Raw genomic sequence first — 21,270 nt, forward strand, 5'->3', positions numbered from 1 at the left:
TGGGCGGTAGGTTCTAGGGAAATTTTCCCTAGATTCCGGTGGGCATGATCATGCCGCCGTAGGGAGCCAGAATAAAAAGCGTTACCGAAAGGGCGAAAAGGCCAAGGCAGTCAAGCTGCCAGGAACGCACTGCACACCAGGCGTTTGGGGAGCGGTCAAATAGCCGGTAAACCCCCAGTAGCAGCAGCATTAGAGAAAACATGCGGCTGGCGAACACCGGATGCCCGATGAAACCTAAGGTAACTATGCCGATAATTCCTATCAGTAGCGCCGCGGTGCAGGCGCGACGCCAGAGACGATTATTCGACAAATCCATGTCCCCAGTTTAACTGGGACAAGATAGAGAGTAGCTAAAACAGTAGGCTGGGAGTTGTGTTTAAGTCCTATCGAGAGATTTTTGCTTACCCCGGTGCGCTCAGTTTTTCCATCGCCGGGGCGATTGCGCGTTTTCCGATGGCGATGGCAGGGCTTTCTACCCTGTTAATGATTTCTACCCTTTACGGGGAATATTCCCTGGCGGGACAGGTGAACGCGGTAGTGGTGATTACCATGGCAGCGGCCTCGCCAATCCAGGCGCAGCTGGTGGATCGGCATGGGCAAGCAAAAATTTTGCGTCCTCTGGTAGCTGCCTCCCTGATTTTGTTGGCTGCTTTAACTGTGGCGACCCTCTATCATGCTCCGCGCTGGACGCTCTATGTAATTGCTGCCCTTTCGGGGGCTACTACCGGCTCTTTCGGGGCTTTCGTGAGGGCGCGCTGGACTCATCTTTTAGCCGGTTCCCGCAAACTGAACACGGCCTATGCTTTTGAGGCCGCCCTCGACGAAGTTATTTTTATTTTCGGTCCGATTATTGCCACCGTCCTGGCCACAGTCGTGCATCCGGCAGCGGGAATCATCGCGTGCCTGCTGACTTCGGGAATCGGTGGCTTCTGGTTCTTGGCGCAGCGGCAAACCGAGCCCACTCCCCGCGGGAAAGCTGATTTCTCTCCTGAGGAAGCAAAACCGCTACTGAAATCGGCAGCGATGGTGGTGTTAGGGACAATCTTCATGCTCTGCGGCCTCACTTTTGGTGCCCTAGATTTAACCGTAGTGGCCTATTGCCGGGAAATCGGTTTGCCCCAAATCGCCGGCATCCTGCTAGCCATGTTCGGGGTTACTTCCTTTTTAGCCGCGATAATCTATGGTGCTAAAGAGTGGGGAATCTCGGCTTTGCGCCTGTTCGTAGGGGGAATCATCCTGATGGCGCTGGGCTTTTCCACCTTTTTCTTCGCATCCAACGCCTGGATTTTAGGGCTCTGCCTGGCGCTAACTGGCGCCACCTACGCGCCCACCATGACCAATGCGACCAATATTTTGGCTAATCTGGTTCCCTCTTCCCGTTTCACCGAAGGCATGGCCTGGTTAAACACTTTCTTTACCTTGGGAATCTCGGCGGGCGCCTGGATTGGGGGCAACGTAGTGGACGCGGGCGGAGCCCGGGCTGGTCTGTGGGTGGTGATCGCCGCGGCTTGGGCGATCCTCGCGGTTGTCTTGGCAGGTTCTCTGCCTTTGCGTAACTCGCTGCGCCGCGCCTATAAGCGCCGCCTAGTGGCAGTGGACCTGCACCTGGCAAAGCCAGATTCACCAGATTTGCATCCTCAAGGTGACCCCAGGAAGAAAGGCAAGTCCCTGGGCTAGTGTCTGTGTCGGTATTGGGGAAAGGTAAGCCAATCCCCGACAGGTTATTTTGCGCGATAAATATGTCTACGGAAAAGCGTAAAGACAATCAGACCCAGTACAGCAGTGCAGCCACAAATTAGCATCAAATTCGCGTAGCTGGCAGCGTCTCCAGTGGCTCCAGTAAATGAAGATCCTGCGAGAGTGTTAGCTCCCATTAGGCTGCCGATGATGGAGATACCGATAGAGGCGGTCACGTTCATGATCAGGTCATTCATACCCACACCTCGCCCGGATTCCTCTTTAGGTACGGTGCCTAGCACGGTGGAAACTACCGGCGAATACATCAGGCCGCATCCAGCGTAGAAAACGCAAGCAAAAATGGTGAGCTGCAAGAATCCTGATTCCACGCTGAAAGCGGCTCCAAACCAGCCGACGGTCATCAGAGTACCGGCGGTATAGATTCCAGCCTGTTTCCCTATTTTTCCTACAATCGCACCGGAGCTTATTCCTACTATCGCTGCCACCACAAATGCCCAGACAATGTAATGCGAAACCTTCGTGGTGGTCATTCCATACATGGTGGTCCCGATGGCGTTGAAGATGGGCGAGATGCAGTAGTTCACGGAGTAAAAGACAAGTATCAGGCTGATTGCCAGCACCCAGCGGGTATTTTTGAAAAATTCGGGGGTAATAAACGGATGCTTCGCTTTATTGATATAGATAGCGAAAATGCAGAATAGCGCCAGAGCTACTGCCAGCATCCACCAGTTCATGTAGGTGAAGAATAGCGTCAGAATTGCTACCGCTACACCGAAGATGGTGAACCCGGTGGCGTCAATTTTCTCTCCGGTACTGCTCTTATCGGGAAGAGAATGTAGCAGTAAAGGCAAGAATAGGATGGTTACTGCAGGTACCAGGAAGAGATACTGCCAGGCGATGGCGCTTAGTAAACCGGCAGAGAAAACCCCGATAGAGGCAGATAATTGATAACCGGCGGTAAACAGCCCGAAGAAAATAACTTTTAACTCGTCCTTCAGATATTTGGTGGCAATAACCAGAAATACGGAACCGGCTACCTGTTCCCCAGCGGTTTGTAACACCCGCGCGATAATCACTGTCCAGAGGTTAGGGGTGAAGCAAAAATTTGCTACAAACCCAAATATGGAGCCAATAAAGAGAGTGATAAGCCCCAAGACTACGAGCTTCTTTAGAGAAACAAAATCTCCTAGAGATCCGTAAATGAAGCAAACAATACCCAAAACGATACTGGGAAACGCGGTAATGAGGGAGGCCTGCATGGGCGCACCAACATCCGTTCCCACCTGGGTGTACACAAGGTTGAATCCTTGCAGACACAGAGTACCTAAAATAAAAGTAATTAATAGGGGGATGAGGGCGCGGATTGCCATTTTATTGCTGGTTTCCGGGTCGGAAAATGGATCAACCTTCGCGCTAGTCGGTTTGGGATTGGTTTTCATAGTCTGCTTCTTTTCTGGATTGGATGAATGAGTAATCGTGCTACTTAGCTGAGCGAGCCACTGAACCTATTCGGGTCATAAACTCGTCGAGGAAGCGGGGTACGTCCACTGCGACAGCCACTTCCATTGTTTTTTGGGGATCGTTAAGCCGTTCGACATCGCCGATTGTGCGACCACGAGTAGGCTCGCTGCAATCTACTTTCATATTTATCGGCAAGGTTTCTACCAGACTGGAATCTGCCGCGACGGCTACGGCGAGCGGATCGTGTAAGCCGCATCCTCCCAGATGAGGGGCGGTGGTTTCGTAAGCTTTAATGTAATAGTCGGTCATATCGGCGAGGAACTCTCCGGCTGGGGTTCCAACGGCGCGCCATTGCTGGGTTTCTTTATAGGTAAGAAGAGTCTGCAAAGTAACGTCCAAACCTATCATGGTGGCGGGTATCCCGGAGCGGAACACCAGGTCAGCTGCTTCTGGATCTTGAGAGATGTTGGCTTCTGCGCAAGCGTTAACATTCCCACCGACTGTGAGGGCGCCTCCCATAAGCACAACTTTGCCGATTTGCTTAGTGATATCAGGGGCTTTCTCTATGGCGGCAGCTAGATTTGTGAGTGGCCCGGTGGGGACATAAATCAGTTCTTTGCCGTAGGTTTCTACTGCTTCAATCAGAAAATCGACTGCCGATTTCTTTTCAGCGCTGCGGGTTGAGGAGGGGATATCAACATCGCCAATCCCATTAAGGCCGTGAATAAAATGGGATATTTCTAGCACTTCAAACTGAGAGGCGGTACGAGCATGGGAGATGCCGGGAAATACTTTTACTTCGGGGTGTCCAAGAACGTCTGTTACCGCCAAAGAGTTTTGTATTCCTTGTTCTAGTAACACATTTCCGAAAGTGCCGGTGATGGCAATCAGATCTAACTCGGGGCTTCCCAATGCATAGGCGATAGCTAATGCATCGTCCACTCCGGTGTCTAAATCTAGGATCAGCTTCTTTGCCACAATTGTCTCCTTTTCTGATTTCTTCACAGGCGTCACTGCAGAACAAGAGCGAAGTCTTCAATGAAGGTTATTTCAGGTAAATATATCAAAGGAGCGCGCCGCAGATGACGGAAATGCGCGCCAAATTTTTTCTGAAATTCAGTTAATGAATCAAGGCGAATTCCTCGTTTGCCAAAGCTAAGTACGGCCTGGTTGACGCGCTCAATATACCTAAGGCACGTCGAACCCTTGTGTAATTATGTACTACAAATATGTAGTTATTATCTAAAAATAAATTCGAATGGGAATTGAAGTGGATATATATGTAAATCCTAGAGTCCAAGAACACCACCCAGATATGAGCCCGGCAACGGTACAAGAAGCGTGGAATACCACCCTAAGATGCATTCCCCGCGACACTGATCCCGTCAAATGGGTAGGGGTTGGAATCGCGGACGGTAAGCTAATCGAATATATTGCCATCGAAAATAACGATGAAACCTGGCATATTTTCCAGGATATGAAAGCGAGCAAAAAGACGTTAAGAGAGGTAGGGCTAGAAAAATGAAATGGACGGCCACAAACGGAACAACCTACAACGACGAACAAGTCGAGCAGTGGGCGAAGGTGCAAGAAAGCGAAGCTGAATACAGCGGCGAACACCTTACCTCCACGATGTCTGGCCGGCCTGTTAGTGTCGGGAAAAATGCTCATCCCTTTAAGATCCGACTAGACGAAGCACGTCGAAACAAGATCAATACCATAGCTAAGGAACTGGGTACTACCCCCAGCCATCTGGTACGCGACCTTATCGATGCTTTATAGTCGCAGTCAGATAAAACCAAGAGCTAGATTTGAGTGCTTTAAACTAACCCGGGCGAGGGGACTAGCCCAGGCTCTTGGTTCCAGTTGTCTTTTAACACGGCTTTTTGCAGGTGGTGGCGCGTTGCAGTAAGGAGGGACGAATCGTGATTTCCTGCCCGGGCTCCCCCGGGGCAGCGTAGCGCTTAGCTAAGGCGGTAACGGCTTGCTCGCCCAATTGCCCCGCATGTTGGTCGATCGAAGTAATCGAAAACTCTTCTAACTGTCCCAAATAGGTATCGTCATAGGTGATTAACCCACAGTCTTTACCTGGTTCCATCCCGAGGGCGCGCAGCGCGGTACAGGCTTCGATCGCTATCAGATTGTTGTGGGCAATGAATGCCGGTCGCTTGGCCACTGACCCCTCTAGGCACTGACGGATTTGTTCACCCGGTTCCAGGTCGGGCAGTAAGGCTTGGAATCCCGGGAATTTCTTTTTCTTTTTGCGCAAGCTTTCAAAAGCTGCCCGCTGCGCTTTACGACGAGTAACTACTGCCTGATCAACGCTTTCCGGACTGGACAGAGAAAAGATACGGTCATAGCCGCACTCGGCCAGGTGAGTGATTGCCAAGCGAGCAGCCGCGTCCTCGTCGATATGGATAGAGTCAATTTTTCCCGCCACGTACTTTAATCCCAGAACTGCAAGCGGGAAGGTTTCAGATAGGCGCGCCAGGCGTTCTTGGGAGGAGGCAGGTGAGATCAGGATGACCCCAATGGTCTGCATCTCCTGGTAGCGGTTTATCAGGTTCCACTCTTTTTCCGGATCCTGCCGTGCGGTCGACACCAGCGATAACAGTTTGTTTTCTTCTGCGGCCAGCCGTAGCGAGTCCTCTACCTCTTCAAAGAAAGGATTTTGTAGGTCGGGGAGAATTACCCCTAGTAAGTCAGTTCCGGAGGTCGATAAGAACGCGGCGTTTTGATTGCGCACGTATCCCATTTCCGAGGCGACGCGCAGGATATTGGCTTTGGTTTCCGCATTTACCCGCGGAGAGTCAGATAGCGCCAGGGAAACTAATCCGCGCGACACTCCCGCTTTGTGGGCTACATCTGCTTGTGTAGGGCGAGAACTCATAACCTAAGTATAAAATAACGCGCGCTAAATTTTGGGGTGGCATACTCAAAGAAAAAAAGTTTGTGCTAGTAGATAGGGAAATAACCTAAAAAGTGAAATAATAATTTTTCCCGAAAATAACTCTTGAATTATTGAGATTCTTCCTTTACTATGGAAAGTAGTTAACACGTGTTAACAACGGTTCGTTGCGGCGGCTGTCAAAATGTTTTCGGCACTAACGGAACTCAAAGAGGAGAAAAATGACTAAAGAAACTCTATCGGTGGCGGTGATTGGCGCGGGTATGGCCGGGCGTACTCACGCAGATGGTTGGCGCCAAGCCAATACCGTATTCGCGTCAGAGCTACCCCGGTTACGGCTAGCGACTATCGCTGATGCCTATCTGCCCTTTGCGGAAGCCGCTGCCCGTGATTACGGCTACGAAAAGGCTACTGACAACTGGAAAGACATTTTTGACGATCCCGAGATCGACATTGTTTCCATTGTGGTGGGCAACAAGTTGCACCGTGAAATGGCGGAAGCATTGGTGAAAGCGGGCAAACACGTCCTGTGCGAAAAACCCCTTACCGATAACCTAGAGGATGCCGAAGCCATGGCGGAATTTGGGGCAACTGATAAAGTAGTTACCGGTCTGGGCTACTGCTACCGTCGCAATCCGGGACTGGCGAAGATTGCGGAAATGGTGCAAAGCGGACAGCTGGGAGAAATCACCCATTTTGACGCGCGTTACTGGTGCGATTACGGTTGCGACCCGAACACTCCGATTGCTTGGCGCTATAAGGGACCGATGGGCTCGGGCGCTCTTGGAGATGTGGGCAGCCATCTAGTTGATACCTCAGAATTTATCTGTGGTCCTCTAAAGGCGGTTGCGGGTGCGCAGCTATCCACGGTAATTAAGAAGCGCCCTCCGGCCCTAAAGGGAGTAGCAGGAGGACGCGGCGCGTCCTCGCAGTCGGAAGCGACCGAAATCGTAGAAAATGATGACGTCGCTACCTGCACCCTGAAATTTGAAAACGGAATTATCGGAACTTTCTCGGTATCTCGGGTAGCGTTCGGATCGCCGAACTCCATGCAAATAACCGTGAACGGCACTAAAGGAATGGTTTCCTTCGATATGGCGCGTGCCGGCGAAATCATGGTTGATGATCAAAGCGCTCCTGCCGGGCTCGGTGGGCCGCGCCGCGTCCTCGTTAATCCCGACTTCCCCTATTTCAAGGGCGGATCCTCGATGGACTTTGGGGGAGTGGGAGTTACTCAAATCCAGCAGTTCGTTTACCAGGCTCACGCCTTCTTAGAACAGGTGGCTGGGGTCAAAGACGGATTGCCTCCCACGCCTGACTTTGCCTATGGATACCGCTCCATGCGTATCCTCGACACCATTGCCAAATGCGCAGCCAACGGTGGCGCCGAAATGGAAATTAAATAACCAAGATAACGAAAAGGAAAAAACCATGGCTATGAATCTAGGTGCTTACACCGCTTGTCTACACAACTTCACCCTGCCCGAGGCACTCGATCATTTGAAATCCTTCGGGTTAACCGGCGCGGAAGTAAACGTGGGAGGCTTCATTCCCTCCCCGCACTGCCCGGTTGACCTGCTCATCGGTTCAAAAACCGCTCGCGAAGACTACCTGGGGATTTTCGAAGAAAAAGGAATGCGCCTCGCCGGGCTGAACACCTCCGGTAACGTCGCCGACCCGCTGCCCGATGTGGGGCCGCGCCACACCTATGACCTTAAGCGCGCCATCGAACTTGCCGGAAAACTCGGAGTCGGAGAAATCGTGTGTATGTCCGGTCTGCCCGGCACCGATCCGGACGCCAAATATCCGGCATGGGTAGTTAACCCCTGGAACGGTGAACAGCTAGAAGTCCTGGAATACCAGTACGGGGTGCTAGAGAAATTCTGGAAAGAAATGGATCTGCGCGCCCAAGATGCGGGAGTGAAACTGGCGTGGGAACTGCACCCCACCAACACCGTTTTCACCCCCACCCAGTTCCTAGAGTTCGAGGAACGCGTCGGCGGTTTCAAGAACATCGGGGTAAATATGGATCCCTCTCACCTGATGTGGCAGGGGATGGACATTATGAAATCCATTGAACTGCTCGGTGACAAGATCGTGCACGTGCATGCCAAAGACACCAAGATTGAGCCGGGAGTAGCCACTCGCGGGGTACTCGATCCTTCCTTCGGGCCGGTTCCCGAGGACGAATCCGCGCGTACCCCAGTAGGGATGGATCACTACTGCTCGTCCTGGCCTTCTGATCCCGCCTGGCGCTTCGTTGCCATCGGTGAAGGTCACGACGTGCCTTGGTGGAGTGAGTTCCTATCGGCGATCGCCAAGATCGATCCGGAAATGAACATCAACATCGAGCACGAGGATGCCGCCTACGATCAGCTAGAAGGCATCCGCCTCGGGGCAGAAAACCTGATCGCCGCGCAGAGCGCTTAGCGCCGCACCTGCCACACCGGGCGAATCGATACCATTTCCACCATCGCGTTTTCGGGAGAATCAATAGCGAAACGAACCGCTCTGGCTACGGATCCCGCAGTCATGCGATCTGCGGGATCCGTAGTAGTCAGCGTCCTCCTGCAAAACGTGTTGCATATCGGTATCGACTCGCCCGGGGTGGATAGAGGTGACCCAAACGCCCAGTGGTTGGAAATTAATTCTCTTTATCGCGATATTTCTTGAGATCTTCTTCTTTGCCCGCAAGCTTCTTTTTCTTGTGCTGTTTGACAACATCGCCCGCGAAATCAGGAACATATTTTGAAACCGCCACCGAGGGGCGCACATAGCCGCTGGAATCGGGACGGGGAGGAAGTTTAATCGGTTCCGCCTGTTTTTCAATCTCGGTATAGGGAATAGAGCTGAGGAAATGGTGAATCATGTTCAGCCGTGCCTGCTTCTTGGAATCAGAAAGCACGTGATGCCAAGGCGCCACCGAAGTGTCGGTATGTACCATCATGTCGTCCTTGGCGCGCGAATAATCTTCCCACCGGGTGATGGACTCTAAATCCATCGGGGAGAGTTTCCACTGGCGCAAGGGGTCTCCCAGGCGGGATTTGAAACGCTTGTACTGTACTTTATCCGATACGCTGAACCAGTATTTACGCAGGTAGATGCCGTCCTCGACTAGCATTTGTTCAAAAATGGGGCATTGGCGCATAAATAGTTGTACTTGATCGGGGCGGGCAAATCCCATCACTTTTTCTACCCCGGCGCGGTTGTACCAAGACCGGTCGAAGAGGACAATTTCGCCGGCAGCCGGCAGGTGCTCGATATAACGCTGGAAGTACCATTGGGTTTCTTGACGCTCAGTAGGCTTAGGCAGAGCCACAATCCGAGCCACGCGTGGAGACAAGTACTCGGTCATCCGTTTAATGGTGCCGCCTTTACCGGCAGCATCGCGACCTTCGAAAATAACTACAATCCGGGCGCCGGTGGCTTTCACCCAAGTCTGCAGTTTGCCCAGTTCACCCTGCAAACGGTAAAGCTCGGCCTCGTAAACTTTATTAGGGATTTTCTGTACCTTGATTTCGTCAGCTTCGCTAATCCCGTTTTCCTTCTTATGGCTCATCTATTTCTCCCGAGTTGGCGTCAATTCTTAGGTTAGAACAGGGTTTGCCTGCTAGGAGGCAAAATGGGGAGCAGTTTTGCCAAGGGGTAGGCACGCAGAGGCAAAACGGGATAATTTGGGGTTATGGAATTTAAAGTCATTGATCATCCGCTGGTCAAACATAAGCTAACTGTTCTGCGAGATAAAGAGACCCCATCATCAGTGTTCCGGCAACTGGTTGATGAACTGGTTACCCTGTTGGCCTACGAGGCGACGCGTCACGTGCGGGTTAGCCCCAAACAGATAGAAACCCCGATTGAGCAGATGGAGGGCGAAACTCTTTCGGCTCCCCGTCCGATCGTGATCCCGATTCTGCGTGCCGGTCTGGGGATGCTTTACGGTATGAACGCGTTGCTCCCCACGGCGGAGGTCGGTTTCCTGGGGATGAAACGGGACGAAAAGACTTTAGCAATTGAGACTTATGCGAACCGTCTGCCTCAGGATTTAACTGATCGGCAAGTATTCCTGGTCGATCCCATGCTCGCTACCGGCGGCACTTTGGTGGCGGCGATTGATTACGCTTTGGAGCGAGGCGCCCGGGACGTGACCTGCATCTGCCTAGTGGCGGCGCCTGAAGGGGTTAAGCACGTGGAAGAGCATATCGGTCAGCGAGCAAATGTCACCGTGGTGGTGGCGGCCCTGGACGATGGACTCACCCCTGAAGCTTATATTCGTCCTGGTCTAGGCGATGCTGGTGACCGGCTGTATGGGATAGTAGATCACTAGTATTGCGTGGTGGCGCTTTGGCGCGGCTGTATTCCGTGGTTGCCTGACACGGTAGCGATGCCGGTGAGCTGGTTGCTTGACTGGTGCATTGACCGGTTGAGCTGTCGCGGGAGTGGTCACATTTCTCGTCCAAAGTTTAGTTCTGGCGTGCATATCCGCTAAACTTTTGAAGGTCTGTTAATTGCTAATACAGCTAATACAGCACTGGTAGCGTGTCCGAGCGGCCGAAGGTGCAGCACTCGAAATGCTGTGTGGGGCAACCCACCGTGGGTTCAAATCCCACCGCTACCGCAAGGAGAAAAATGCCCCAAGCGCTTGCGCTTGTGGGCATTTTTTGACGCAGCGGTATGTAAAACTGCGTAGCGGTTTTACTAATACCGCAAGGTGTTGGGTGGGGTTTGGTTTTGGGTGTGTTGCCCCAAGCGCTTGCGCTTGTGGGCATTTTTTGACGCAGCGGTATGTAAAACTGCGTAGCGGTTTTACTAATACCGCAAGGTGTTGGGTGGGGTTTGGTTGTTGGGTGTGTTGCCCCAAGCACTGGAGGTTAGGGGGTTAGGTCACCGCGTCCTCAAAAATATTTTCCAAAGCACTGCGGGTTATAAATCTATAAGCTAATATCAATATCGTCTTAAAAATTTACTAGCTATCGGTGCGGATAGGTAGTTTGAATGTTTCTTTAGAAAGGAACCTGCTATGACAGTTGAACGTTTTGATATGCGGGCATATGTGTTTCAAGATGTTAATCCACTTCCGGTTGATGTTGCTGAACCGGAAAAGTTTCCAGAGGCCGCGGCGGATTACGCGGTTTATGGGTCGATCAGAATCTACGATCATGGTGATATTATTGTGGGTAGGGATGTATTTTCTGGAGAGTTCTGGCCGGGAGGGCTTCCGCCGCGAAACACAAAATCAGTGGTAGCGGTGCCCTTTGCTATTGATCCGGAAGAGATTCCCAGTAGAAATGCTGTTTACGATGAAGTCAACGAGACATTTGCAGAGCAACTGGTGAAAATTTGGGAGGGCGAGGCTCCCGCGACAAATATTGCGGATGCTGCCCGGCTGCATGTTTTCCATAGACGCATGGATGAAAAAGAAGGAAATAAGGCGTTTTCTCTCCGAGTTAATTCCAGGTTATTTTTACTTTTCTTTTTCGTTACGAAATCCCTGGATGAATTAATAGAGGAAGGGATTACGGTTTCTCCTCAACCTTATTGGCCTTTCGAAGTGGTAAGGCCGTACCGTTGGGGATACTGGAACCGCGCTTTGGCCACCGATTACCAGGGACTGTATGACTTCGTAGTGCGAAAGTATGGGATCAAGGCTGCTCGTCCTGACAGCTTCGTGTCGTATGCCTTTGCGGATGCCTTACGGGAGTCATCCGTAGCCGACTTTTTCCAAGATTTTCTCAGTAGCCCGCCGCCTAAGGTTCCTTCGGTCGGCAGGCGCAAGATCATGCCTGGGCAGGACCTTAACGTGTTCCAGCAGTACCTGAAGGACAATAACCTCACGATTGAGGACGTAGAGTAAGAGCGCCTTCTACCCTTTCTTCCCTCCCGTAATGCTTTCCAAAGCACTGCGAGTTATAAATCTATAAGCTAATATAGATATCCGGTGCTCCTTTAGCTATCGATGCCGATAGCTAGGGACACAAGTTCACTTAACAGAAAAGGAAAACCAAAATATGAAAAGAGTTCGCTTTTGGGATGACAAGCCCCTGGATGAATCCGGAATTATGAATCTCCCGGTGCAGGGGGTAGACCCGCAAGAATTTGCTGCCACGGTAGTTGATTTGATGCAGGCTAAGCTCACTGATGGTGGCCCCGGATCGGGCGCCGATGAACATACCGGAGAATTCTGGCACGGACTGGTGCCAGCTCCCGCCACTAAATCAGTAATAGCGATTCCCTTCGCTATTGATCCTGATGATATTCCCGATGAAAGCACCCCCTTCGAGCCCTGGTTTGCCGAAATCCAAAGCCCTTTGCCGGGTAACGTGGTGAGAACCTGGCAAGGAACGCGGGTTCGAACCAGCATTGTGGACGCGTTGCATTTCCACATGTTTGGAGCTTTCGACAAGAACTTTGTGAAAGCGGCTTTTTCGCTCCGGATTAACAGCGCATTCTTTATGCTGCTTTGTTTTGCGAACAAAAATCTCGAATACCTAGAAAATAACGGGGTGCCCGTCCGGGCGAATCCTACTTCTCCTTTCTACCTTCTGCATCCTGAGCTCTGGGGTTACTGGCAAAACGCGGTGGCCACTGATTTTCAGGGGTTATATGACTTGGTATTCCAGAACCAAGGAGTCAAGGCTGCACGTCCTGATACTTTTGTTTCAGCTGCGATGGCTAAAGCAATAGCTTCCTCGCCCTTGGCGTCACTGTACGGAGATTTCCTTAACAGTCGTCCTCCCAAGGTTCCTTCGGTCGGCAGGCGCAAGATTATGCCTGGGCAAAAGTTAAATAAATTCCAGCAGTACCTGAAAGACAATAACCTCACGATTGAGGACGTGGAATAGGCATATTTTTGACGTCGGGTTCCATCTAGTTGAGGGGGATGGGCCCCGATGTTAACACTTGCCTACTGGAAGTTCCCTGCCTGTATCGACAAAGCCCATGTTTTGGTTGCGCAGACGTAGGCAGGGAACTTTCCTTTTTCACGTGTGCTTGGTGCTAGGGGACTAATCAAGGCTGTCGTGTTTTCTCCTGTAAGTATCAAAAATGGTTAGTAGCGCAGGTTATCACAGCGGATCGCAACTTTCCTGTGAAGTAGCTTACCTTACCTTAGGGGATAAATACTTAATTATTCTGGGAAAGTGCGCTAGGCTGGAAGGCTTTCTATTCCCCAGAAGTGGCGGCGGCGCCCTCGTGAGTAAGTAAGTAAGGAGAAGAAAATGGTGGCAGACAAAGATAAGGGTTGGGTGTTTCTTGATCCCAACGCGCAGGATCAGACCGATTTCATAGTGGGGCTCACGAAGTATTGCTTCGAGGTAAATCCGAAGGCAATATCCCAGAAAACTTGGGAAGAAAATTGTCGCAGTATCGTAGAGTGTTTTCCCCATGAAGATTACGGTCGGTACGATCCGGAAAAGATACTGGCGCGGGCAGGGATCAGCAAAGAGCTGTGCGAGCAGACCAGGGAGCAACTCCAAGAAGCCTAGAGCGATGCTGGTCGCGGGGCTTGAGCTGCCTTAAGGGCTGGCCGGGCGCGATAGGGTGGAAAAGGTAGTAGTGGCTGCGGCCAAGGTAGCTAATAGGCGAGGCACGGTGGGAAGACGTAGCAAGCGAAGGGCGGGGACGCGCCCGCCTGCGCGGGGTGGAATCGACCCGGTGGGGTTTACCGCTAATGGTAAGGGCTCGTTGGGTCAGCAGTTGCAAGCCCAACTGGAACGAAAACTATCACTGACTGCCGGCGAGATTGCGGCTTTTGTCTCGAAAGCGTTCGCGGCCGGGGATGTGGTGTCTCCCTTGGGGATCGTGTTATCCCCGGACAGCCAACTATTGGAGGGGCAACGCTACTACCTGCATCGGACGGCTCTCGATGAAGGCGCTCCCTTACCGAAGTTGCAGGTGCTTTGGGAAGGCGAGGGCGCAATCGTAGTAAATAAACCCGCCAGCCTGGCAACGATTCCCCGCGGCTCCTGGATTACCCGCTCGGTAGTGGTAGCTGCTCGCCGCCAGTTTCACAATGATCAGATCAGCGCCGCGCACCGCCTAGATCGCCTGACTACCGGATGTTTATTGCTGACCCTAGATCCGAAGTATCGGGCGCGTTACCAGCAGCTATTTGACCGCCGTCAAGTAAAGAAAATCTACCTGGCACGCAGCCGTGGCGGTAGCGGCAGGGGAGCAGGGTCGGTTCCCCAGGTGGGGAAGCATTTCGATTTCCAGCTCCCTATGTTTAAGGAAACCGGCTCGCTGACAGTATCGATAGAAGTGCCCCCGGTCGGGAGGAAGATAACCCGCTGCCAAAGCCGCACCCGCGGCCTCGTCCTCGGAAAATTCCCCCTCCCTGAAAAGACAGAAAAGCCGGAGGCAGAGGTAGACGCAAACCCGGACAACCCGGGATACGCGCCAGAAGCAGAACTGTTGTGGCAGTTAGAGCCAGAAACCGGATTTACTCATCAGCTGCGCGCTACCTTGGCGCATTTCGGGTATCCCCTCGTAGGTGATCCCCTTTATCCGATAGTCCTACCTGCAGATGCCCCAGAAAATGTTGAGCCCCAGCTTTGCCTGCACGCCCAAGAGCTGCGGTTTCCCGATCCGGAAAATCCCGCTAACCTCATAACCGTCACTGCCCCCGCCCCCAGCTGGGCAAAAGGTGCCTTAAGCTGACTTCCGAATTGCTGAGATTGGTAGACATGCACCGAGCCCCAGCGTTAACACGCAAGAAAAATACGCAAGAATTGCGTATTAACTATTGATAAAACACGCAAGAATTGCGGGCAAACTGTTCAGAAGATACGCAACAATTACGTATTCTTCGCAGGGGCAATACCTCCTGACGTTGATACAGATAACCCGGTAAATAGAGAATCAGCTCTCAATATCTTCCCTGGCTAAGACAGGGGCTGGAGATAACCCGTAAGCTATAACCTATGCGAGAAAGGCTGCCGTTTTTATTTATCCAATGCCGTCCCGCCGGAAAGATTGCGCGTGACGAGCTGCAGACCATTGCCGAGGTCACCGGGCTAAAGATTGGCCAGGAGCTGAACGCGCACCTGTTACCAGAGGAAAATGACCTTGATCTGCTGCGGGACCTGGATATAGAAAACGGATATAGCGCAGTAATTATTTCCGGATCCCCTTTTCGGGCAAGCCTGCCAACCGGCTCCAAAGAATCTGAAGAGCAGCAGCTAAATAACCGGCTAATCCCCTTTATGCGTTACCTGCTGGACAAGGACTTTCCCACCTTGGGGCTCTGCTACGGCATGCAAATGTTAGGGCTGGCTGCTGGCGCTGCTTTGACCGACCGCACTGGCGAAGACCTGCAGGCGGTGGAGGTTACCTTAACCGCGGAAGGGCTCTCCGACCCGGTGAGCGGACAGCTAGAGCCAGTAATCCGCGGCTACACCGGACATGGGGATTCACTCGCGAATCTGCCGGAGGGCGCAACTTTGCTTGGAAGCGGGAAACATTGCCGTTACCAGCTACTTCGTTTTCATAAGCACCTGTATGGCACCCAGTTTCATCCCGAAATTACCACTGCGGGGATGCAGATCCGCATCGACCAATACGGGGATGCCTATTATGCGGCAGCTGAACGCGAAGCGGTCATCGCCCGCTGCATGACCAAAGATGTAACCAGTTCCCACCGGCTGCTATCAGCCTTTACTGAACATTACCGTCGTTAGGAGGCACCAGATGGGTATCAAGTTTTCACAATCTGAGCGTTCGACCATCGGTATCGAATGGGAACTACAGCTAATCGACAAAGACTCCTTTGACCTGCGGCAATGTGCTAGCGCAGTGATCGAGGAAGTAGAGCGCTTACACCCGCAGAACTCACTGGTACACCGGGAGATGCTGCTTAATACGGTAGAAGTTATCTCCCGTCCTCGCCGCAACGTGCGCGATTGCCTCATGGATTTGAAAGAGGGAATAAACCTGGTGCGGCCGGTCACCTCCGCGTTGCGCGTGGAGTTAGCTTCCGCAGGATCTCATCCCTTCGCCAACCCTAGCTACCAGCAGGTCACCGATAGTAAACGCTATGAAGAACTGGTCAACCGCACCCAATATTGGGGACGCCAAATGCTACTTTTCGGCACCCACGTACATGTCGGGGTAGAGAATCGCGACAAGGTACTGCCGATCCAAAACTATTTGACCAGCAAACTTGGGCATATTCAGGCGCTATTCGCTTCCTCGCCCTATTGGGCGGGAGTCGATACCGGGTACTGCGACAACCGCGCGATGGTGTTTCAACAGCTGCCCACTGCGGGAAAACCCTATCAATTTGAAACCTGGGAAGATCTGGAAGATTTCACCTCCGGAATGCTGAAAACCGGGGTGATCGATTCCTTTGATCAGGTGCGCTGGGATATTCGCCCTTCGCCCAAGTTTGGCACTATTGAAGCGCGCGTAGCCGATGCTTCCTCGACTTTGAAAGAGGTCGCTGCCTGCGCCGCTCTCACCCAAGCCCTGGTAGAAACCGCGTCACGGCAGCTAGACGCCGGCAAAGAACTGCCGGTACTGCCCGATTGGTTCGTGCGAGAGAACCGTTGGCGGGCTGCGCGCTACGGGATGGATGCCATTTTGATTGAGGACGCGCACGGGGAAGAAGCCCTGCTCACCGAATCTCTGCCGGCTTGGCTAGAAGAACTCGCGCCTGCCGCTGAAGATCTAGGCTGCGCGGAAGAACTCTGGTCGCTGCTCGACATCGTGAAACTGGGAGTCGGCTACCAGCGGCAACGCATCATTTTTGAACATACCAACTCCTATGAGGCAGTAGTTGCCTTCCTGATGGCAGAAATGGAGGCAGGCGAGCCGCTCGATCCTGGGCACTTCGTAGACAAATCCCTGCACCAAAGCGGAGTCAAAGGCTGGAAAGTCCGCGCCCGCTAAGCGCATTAGCCTCAGGCGCGAACGTTTGGAAAGGGCGCGGGAAAAGATACGACAGGGGGCCTGAGCCGAACTTGTTGAGGCTCACGGGGTCCCCGGAGTGCTTTTCCCACGCCCGTTGCCCAGGGTGTGCTGCACTGCCAACACGTTATTAGCACGGGGAAGGACTATAGTTGTTTGGCATCTGTGAGCGCGGGGGAGAGTTTTATCCGAGTGGGTGCGGTGGGCATAAGAAATCGGGGAGAGACCTAGTCTCTCCCCGATTTCTTGGGCAGGAGGAAAAATCCCTCCCTTGCGCTTAAGCTCTACTGATTATCCGGAGCTTCGGTTTCGGCGGGAGCGTCAGCAGTAAACATGTCATGGTCAACGTAGTTGCGCACCACCAACCAGGCCAGTGCCAACACCGCGGTCACCGAGGCGAACGCGATAATCGCTGCCGGCCCGAGTCCGCCCTCGAACCACATAAGCACGATCATGGAGGCAAACACCGCTAGCACTATGTAGTTGGTGTAAGGTGCCCAGGGAACATGGAACTTAGGACGCTCCAGCCCGTTGCGGCGGCAGTGACGCACGAACAAGATATTCGAGATCATCACGGAACCCCACATAGAGCAAATCCCAATCCCCGCCATATAGGCGATGACGTCAAACGCTTCGGTGGGGTGGATCATATTGATAAATACCCCCACCAATCCAATAGTGCCAGCAGCCACAATCGCCGCGTAAGGTACCGCGTTGCGGTTCATCCCCGCCAAGAAGCGCGGAGCCGAACCAGAAACCGCTAGGGAGCGCAAGCCGCGACCACAGGTATAAAGTTCCGCGTTAATCGCGCTGGCTGCCGCCAACATCACCACAATATTCATAATGGTGCCGGCAGCGGGAATACCAATGGCAGTAAAGAAAGTAACGAAGGGGGATTCGTTCTTGTCGTAAACATTGTGTGGCAACAGCAAAGTGAAGAGCACGATGCAGCCCATGTAGAAAAGCAAAATACGCCACATCATAGAGTTAACTGCCCGGGGCAATTCTTTTTGCGGATCCTCGGCCTCGCCAGCAGCGGCACCCAAGTATTCGGTACCACCGTAAGCAAACAGCACCCCCAGCGACATAGTGACCATGGTGAAAGCGCCCTTGGGGAAGAGGCCGCCGTTATCGGTAATCGCACCCACCCCCGGATGGTAAACATGGCCGCCCACGGTCAGGTTGATGCCCAGAATCAAGACCACAATCGCCAAAATCATGAAGATTACAATCGCCGCGACCTTAATCATCGCGAACCAGAACTCGAACTCCCCGAAAAACTTTACGGAAGCGAGGTTTACTATCACCATCAGCGCCAAGGCGATGAAAGCCCAGCCCCACTGGGGAATCACCTGGAAGATTTTCCAGTAATGCATATAGTTAGCAATCGCGGTGATATCGGCCATCAGCGCCGAAGAATAGGTAATAAAGGCAAACCAACCGGTGAAATAGGCGCCGCGTTCGCCCATAAACTCGCGGGCGTGGGAAATAAAGCCACCCGAGGAGGGACGATACAGGCTCAGTTCAGCCAGGGCGCGCAGCATCATATAGGCTACGGCGCCACAGATTGCATAGACAATGGCTACCGAGGGCCCGCCCTCGGAGATACGTCCGGAAGCCCCAAAAAACAGGCCGGACCCGATGGCCCCGCCCAGCGCAATCATGCGCATGTGGCGAGACTTTAACCCTTTGCGGTATCCGACATCGGATTTATCGCGGTGAGAGGCAGTCCCCGCGGCCGACGGTTGAGTTTCGCTCATTAGATTTCTCCTAAGTTTTACCTTTTTGTACTCGATAACAGAGCACATAGGGAGTATAGGTGAGGCGCGCGCCAGACTTTAAAGGCAGTCAGCATTTGGAATCGCGCATCCAGCAACTAACTATTTAGGTAAAAGCGTCCTCGGTAACGGTAGACTAAAATCGTAACCGTGACTGGCGTAGGTGGGATACCACCGGGGAGCAAGTTGTTAATCAGTCGCTCGCCTGGGCTGATTCAGCACTATAAATAAGGAAAAGTCAATGGGAGATAAACTTCTTATCCGATCCATTTCGCAAGTGGATCCCGAAATCGCAGCAGTTTTAAACCAAGAGTTAGAGCGGCAACGCGGCACCTTGGAAATGATTGCTTCTGAAAACTTTGTGCCGCGTGCAGTATTGCAGGCGCAAGGATCTGTCCTTACCAATAAATATGCGGAAGGCTACCCGGGGCGCCGCTATTACGGAGGATGTGAAGCGGTAGATGTGGCCGAGAATCTGGCTCGCGACCGGGCTAAGGAAGTATTTTCTGCCGAGTTCGCCAATGTGCAGCCCCATTCGGGTGCCCAAGCCAATGCGGCAGTCCTATCGGCGCTGGCTCAGCCGGGGGATACCATTATGGGCTTGGCGCTAGATCATGGCGGGCACCTTACTCACGGCATGAAAATCAATTTCTCCGGCAAGCTCTATAACGCCACCGCCTATCAGGTGGATAAGGAAAGCAGCTGGGTGGATATGGATCAAGTCCGTGACGCGGCCTTAAAGTACCGCCCGAAAGTGATTATCGCTGGCTGGTCGGCCTATCCCCGTCAGGAAGACTTTAAGGCCTTCCGGGAAATCGCGGACGAGGTGGGCGCCTATTTGTGGACGGATATGGCGCACTTTGCGGGGCTGGTAGCTGCGGGGTTGCATCCGAACCCGGTGCCTTATTCGGATGTGGTGTCTACGACCGTACATAAAACTTTGGGCGGACCGCGTTCCGGGATGATTCTGTCGCGCGATAAAGAACTGGGCAAGAAAATTAATTCTGCGGTTTTCCCCGGTCAGCAGGGCGGGCCCTTGATGCACGTGGTGGCGGCGAAAGCAGTCGCGATGAAGATTGCAGGCAGCGAAGAATTTAAAGAACGGCAAAAGCGCACTTTAGAGGGCGCGAAAGTGCTGGCTAAACGGCTAACCCAACCGGACGTGGCCGAATGCGGGATTTCCCTATTGACTGGCGGCACCGATGTGCACCTGGTGATGGTGGATCTGCGAAACTCGTCCCTAGATGGTCAGCAGGGTGAAGATTTGCTGCACGAGTCCGGGATTACCATTAACCGCAACACGGTACCTTTCGATCCGCGTCCTCCCCGGGTAGGCTCCGGGCTGCGTATCGGTACCCCGGCGCTGGCTACTCGCGGTTTCGGAAAGAAAGAGTTCACCGAGGTATCCGAGATTATTGCCGGAGTTTTGGTGGATGCTTGCAAGGGGAAAGTTGACACCTCCAGCTATCGCGAACGGGTGAAGACCCTGATTAAACGCTTCCCCCTCTACTTGGGGCTTAACCAGGTTGCCTAGAGCAAAATAGATAAGTGCAGGGTGGCGCGGGCAGATCGGCAAGGTCTGCCCGCGTCCTCAAGCTAAGGAGAAAAAATGCGTAAAGGATGGAGCGGAGACGCGATTTTGCTGGACGGGGCAGCGCGGGCTCGGCAACTGAAAGAACAAATGCGGCAGCAGGTAGAACGCCTGCATCAGCAGGGGATTAAGCCGGGACTGGGCACCATTTTAGTGGGTTCCGACCCGGGCTCGGTTTCCTATGTGGCAGGTAAACACCGCGACTGTGCCGAGGTGGGTATCGACTCGATTCGGGTGGAACTGCCAGAGACTGCTTCCACTGCCCAGGTTTTAGCCGAGATTGAAAAACTAAACGAAAATCCCGCCTGTACCGGTTATATTGTGCAGTTGCCGCTGCCACGCCAAGTCGATGTGAACCAGGTGCTAGAAGCAATCGACCCTGATAAGGATGCTGACGGATTGCACCCCATGAACCTGGGACGCCTAGTGCTGCGGGTCAATGAGCCGGTAACCTCCCCGCTGCCTTGCACCCCGCGAGCCTGTATCGATTTGCTGCAGCAATACCAGGTGCCTTTAAACGGCGCGCACGTATGCGTAGTAGGACGCGGAACCACCGTGGGGCGCTCCTTGCCCTTAATGCTCACCCGCAGAGAGATTAACGCCACCGTCACCTGCTGCCACACCGGAACCCGGGATTTAGCTGCGCAAACCCGCCAAGCGGACGTGATTGTGGCCTGCGCTGGATCAGCGGGAATTATTAAACCCGAGATGGTCAAAGAAGGGGCAGCAGTCCTGGATGTAGGAGTATCACGCGGCGCCGTCAACCCGGAAACCGGGAAAGCCCGCCTAGAGGGCGATGTGGCTGACGGGGTAGATAAAGTGGCAGCTTGGCTCTCGCCGAACCCCGGAGGAATCGGTCCGATGACGCGGGCGAATCTGCTACTCAACGTGGTGGAAACCGCTATCCGTCATGCCGGTTAAGTGAGGAATAG

At 53.1% G+C, this 21,270-nt stretch carries 20 protein-coding genes, 1 tRNA gene and 1 riboswitch; of the genes, 15 read left to right on the top strand and 6 right to left on the bottom strand.

All coding sequences use genetic code 11. The annotated features are described in order from the left end of the window. Positions 1-28 precede the first annotated feature (28 nt). On the bottom strand, positions 29-316 hold the full coding sequence (locus KO216_RS00760; RefSeq protein ID WP_215522363.1) for a hypothetical protein: 288 nt from the start codon (positions 314-316) through the stop codon (positions 29-31). A 56-nt stretch (positions 317-372) separates the two neighbouring features. Here KO216_RS00760 and KO216_RS00765 point away from each other — a divergent pair, with 56 nt between their 5' ends. After that, positions 373-1,677 carry an MFS transporter gene (locus KO216_RS00765; protein WP_215522364.1) on the top strand — a complete coding sequence of 435 codons (1,305 nt, stop codon included), beginning with the start codon at positions 373-375 and terminating at the stop codon, positions 1,675-1,677. Between the two features lie 44 nt (positions 1,678-1,721). Here KO216_RS00765 and KO216_RS00770 read toward each other — a convergent pair whose 3' ends face one another. Together KO216_RS00770 and KO216_RS00775 are read right to left on the bottom strand one after the other, a co-directional pair. After that, entirely contained in the window at positions 1,722-3,137 is a 1,416-nt protein-coding gene (locus tag KO216_RS00770; protein ID WP_215522365.1) for an MFS transporter, read from the bottom strand. A gap of 40 nt (positions 3,138-3,177) precedes the next feature. Beyond that, positions 3,178-4,137, bottom strand: coding sequence for a nucleoside hydrolase (locus KO216_RS00775; RefSeq protein WP_215522366.1), 960 nt, complete (start codon positions 4,135-4,137; stop codon positions 3,178-3,180). A 280-nt stretch (positions 4,138-4,417) separates the two neighbouring features. Between KO216_RS00775 and KO216_RS00780 the strand changes: the two genes are divergently transcribed. Together KO216_RS00780 and KO216_RS00785 are read left to right on the top strand one after the other, a co-directional pair. After that, complete coding sequence (locus KO216_RS00780; RefSeq protein ID WP_215522367.1) at positions 4,418-4,684, top strand: hypothetical protein; 267 nt, start codon at positions 4,418-4,420, stop codon at positions 4,682-4,684. Beyond that, positions 4,681-4,941, top strand: a complete 261-nt coding sequence (locus KO216_RS00785) for a CopG family transcriptional regulator (RefSeq protein ID WP_215522368.1) — start codon at positions 4,681-4,683, stop codon at positions 4,939-4,941. The genes KO216_RS00780 and KO216_RS00785 overlap by 4 nt, the downstream gene beginning before the upstream one ends. Positions 4,942-5,032: 91 nt before the next feature. Here KO216_RS00785 and KO216_RS00790 read toward each other — a convergent pair whose 3' ends face one another. Then, positions 5,033-6,004: a LacI family DNA-binding transcriptional regulator gene (locus tag KO216_RS00790; protein ID WP_374047491.1), complete on the bottom strand. Its 972-nt coding sequence runs from the start codon at positions 6,002-6,004 to the stop codon at positions 5,033-5,035. Between the two features lie 284 nt (positions 6,005-6,288). On the opposite strand from KO216_RS00790, the gene KO216_RS00795 reads away from it, so the two are divergent. Both KO216_RS00795 and KO216_RS00800 read left to right on the top strand, forming a co-directional pair. Continuing rightward, positions 6,289-7,473: a Gfo/Idh/MocA family protein gene (locus KO216_RS00795; RefSeq protein ID WP_215522370.1), complete on the top strand. Its 1,185-nt coding sequence runs from the start codon at positions 6,289-6,291 to the stop codon at positions 7,471-7,473. A 25-nt stretch (positions 7,474-7,498) separates the two neighbouring features. Beyond that, a complete protein-coding gene (locus tag KO216_RS00800) occupies positions 7,499-8,497 on the top strand; it encodes a sugar phosphate isomerase/epimerase family protein (RefSeq protein WP_215522371.1) in 999 nt (332 codons plus the stop codon). Between the two features lie 214 nt (positions 8,498-8,711). Here KO216_RS00800 and ppk2 read toward each other — a convergent pair whose 3' ends face one another. After that, on the bottom strand, positions 8,712-9,626 hold the full coding sequence (ppk2, locus tag KO216_RS00805) for a polyphosphate kinase 2 (RefSeq protein WP_215522372.1): 915 nt from the start codon (positions 9,624-9,626) through the stop codon (positions 8,712-8,714). Between the two features lie 123 nt (positions 9,627-9,749). Here ppk2 and upp point away from each other — a divergent pair, with 123 nt between their 5' ends. From upp to KO216_RS00845, 8 genes are all read left to right on the top strand, one after another. Next, complete coding sequence (gene upp / locus KO216_RS00810; protein WP_215522373.1) at positions 9,750-10,391, top strand: uracil phosphoribosyltransferase; 642 nt, start codon at positions 9,750-9,752, stop codon at positions 10,389-10,391. Positions 10,392-10,597: 206 nt separating this feature from the next. Then, positions 10,598-10,682 (top strand) — tRNA-Ser (locus tag KO216_RS00815). A gap of 402 nt (positions 10,683-11,084) precedes the next feature. Then, entirely contained in the window at positions 11,085-11,918 is an 834-nt protein-coding gene (locus tag KO216_RS00820; RefSeq protein ID WP_215522374.1) for a hypothetical protein, read from the top strand. A gap of 154 nt (positions 11,919-12,072) precedes the next feature. Beyond that, the gene (locus KO216_RS00825) at positions 12,073-12,906 is read left to right on the top strand and encodes a hypothetical protein (RefSeq protein WP_215522375.1); all 834 of its coding nucleotides are present in this window, start codon (positions 12,073-12,075) and stop codon (positions 12,904-12,906) included. Between the two features lie 375 nt (positions 12,907-13,281). Further along, the gene (locus tag KO216_RS00830) at positions 13,282-13,548 is read left to right on the top strand and encodes a hypothetical protein (protein ID WP_215522376.1); all 267 of its coding nucleotides are present in this window, start codon (positions 13,282-13,284) and stop codon (positions 13,546-13,548) included. A 55-nt stretch (positions 13,549-13,603) separates the two neighbouring features. Further along, on the top strand, positions 13,604-14,722 hold the full coding sequence (locus tag KO216_RS00835; protein WP_215522377.1) for a pseudouridine synthase: 1,119 nt from the start codon (positions 13,604-13,606) through the stop codon (positions 14,720-14,722). 263 nt (positions 14,723-14,985) lie between these two features. Then, positions 14,986-15,741, top strand: a complete 756-nt coding sequence (locus KO216_RS00840) for a glutamine amidotransferase-related protein (protein WP_215522378.1) — start codon at positions 14,986-14,988, stop codon at positions 15,739-15,741. Positions 15,742-15,751: 10 nt separating this feature from the next. Then, positions 15,752-16,951 carry a glutamate--cysteine ligase gene (locus KO216_RS00845; RefSeq protein ID WP_215522379.1) on the top strand — a complete coding sequence of 400 codons (1,200 nt, stop codon included), beginning with the start codon at positions 15,752-15,754 and terminating at the stop codon, positions 16,949-16,951. Between the two features lie 302 nt (positions 16,952-17,253). On the opposite strand, the gene KO216_RS00850 is transcribed toward KO216_RS00845, so the two are convergent. Further along, entirely contained in the window at positions 17,254-18,729 is a 1,476-nt protein-coding gene (locus KO216_RS00850; protein ID WP_215522380.1) for an amino acid permease, read from the bottom strand. 158 nt (positions 18,730-18,887) lie between these two features. Continuing rightward, positions 18,888-18,965: riboswitch (ZMP/ZTP riboswitch) on the top strand. Between the two features lie 23 nt (positions 18,966-18,988). Between KO216_RS00850 and glyA the strand changes: the two genes are divergently transcribed. Together glyA and KO216_RS00860 are read left to right on the top strand one after the other, a co-directional pair. Continuing rightward, positions 18,989-20,281, top strand: coding sequence for a serine hydroxymethyltransferase (gene glyA / locus KO216_RS00855; protein WP_215522381.1), 1,293 nt, complete (start codon positions 18,989-18,991; stop codon positions 20,279-20,281). 75 nt (positions 20,282-20,356) lie between these two features. Further along, positions 20,357-21,259 (top strand): bifunctional methylenetetrahydrofolate dehydrogenase/methenyltetrahydrofolate cyclohydrolase, encoded by a 903-nt coding sequence (locus KO216_RS00860; RefSeq protein WP_215522382.1) that lies wholly within the window; start codon positions 20,357-20,359, stop codon positions 21,257-21,259. The last annotated feature ends 11 nt before the right edge of the window (positions 21,260-21,270 follow it).

The sequence above is a fragment of the Varibaculum prostatecancerukia genome (assembly GCF_943169825.2).
GTDB lineage: Bacteria > Actinomycetota > Actinomycetes > Actinomycetales > Actinomycetaceae > Varibaculum > Varibaculum prostatecancerukia.

Excerpts from the sequence above, each read along its gene's own strand:
- KO216_RS00760 (WP_215522363.1), bottom strand. The coding sequence starts at position 316 with ATGGATTTGTCGAATAATCGTCTCTGGCGTCGCGCCTGCACCGCGGCG.
- KO216_RS00770 (WP_215522365.1), bottom strand. The coding sequence starts at position 3,137 with ATGAAAACCAATCCCAAACCGACTAGCGCGAAGGTTGATCCATTTTCC.
- KO216_RS00780 (WP_215522367.1), top strand. The coding sequence starts at position 4,418 with ATGGGAATTGAAGTGGATATATATGTAAATCCTAGAGTCCAAGAACAC.
- KO216_RS00785 (WP_215522368.1), top strand. The coding sequence starts at position 4,681 with ATGAAATGGACGGCCACAAACGGAACAACCTACAACGACGAACAAGTC.
- KO216_RS00795 (WP_215522370.1), top strand. The coding sequence starts at position 6,289 with ATGACTAAAGAAACTCTATCGGTGGCGGTGATTGGCGCGGGTATGGCC.
- KO216_RS00800 (WP_215522371.1), top strand. The coding sequence starts at position 7,499 with ATGGCTATGAATCTAGGTGCTTACACCGCTTGTCTACACAACTTCACC.
- ppk2 (WP_215522372.1), bottom strand. The coding sequence starts at position 9,626 with ATGAGCCATAAGAAGGAAAACGGGATTAGCGAAGCTGACGAAATCAAG.
- upp (WP_215522373.1), top strand. The coding sequence starts at position 9,750 with ATGGAATTTAAAGTCATTGATCATCCGCTGGTCAAACATAAGCTAACT.
- KO216_RS00820 (WP_215522374.1), top strand. The coding sequence starts at position 11,085 with ATGACAGTTGAACGTTTTGATATGCGGGCATATGTGTTTCAAGATGTT.
- KO216_RS00825 (WP_215522375.1), top strand. The coding sequence starts at position 12,073 with ATGAAAAGAGTTCGCTTTTGGGATGACAAGCCCCTGGATGAATCCGGA.
- KO216_RS00830 (WP_215522376.1), top strand. The coding sequence starts at position 13,282 with ATGGTGGCAGACAAAGATAAGGGTTGGGTGTTTCTTGATCCCAACGCG.
- KO216_RS00840 (WP_215522378.1), top strand. The coding sequence starts at position 14,986 with ATGCGAGAAAGGCTGCCGTTTTTATTTATCCAATGCCGTCCCGCCGGA.
- KO216_RS00845 (WP_215522379.1), top strand. The coding sequence starts at position 15,752 with ATGGGTATCAAGTTTTCACAATCTGAGCGTTCGACCATCGGTATCGAA.
- KO216_RS00850 (WP_215522380.1), bottom strand. The coding sequence starts at position 18,729 with ATGAGCGAAACTCAACCGTCGGCCGCGGGGACTGCCTCTCACCGCGAT.
- glyA (WP_215522381.1), top strand. The coding sequence starts at position 18,989 with ATGGGAGATAAACTTCTTATCCGATCCATTTCGCAAGTGGATCCCGAA.
- KO216_RS00860 (WP_215522382.1), top strand. The coding sequence starts at position 20,357 with ATGCGTAAAGGATGGAGCGGAGACGCGATTTTGCTGGACGGGGCAGCG.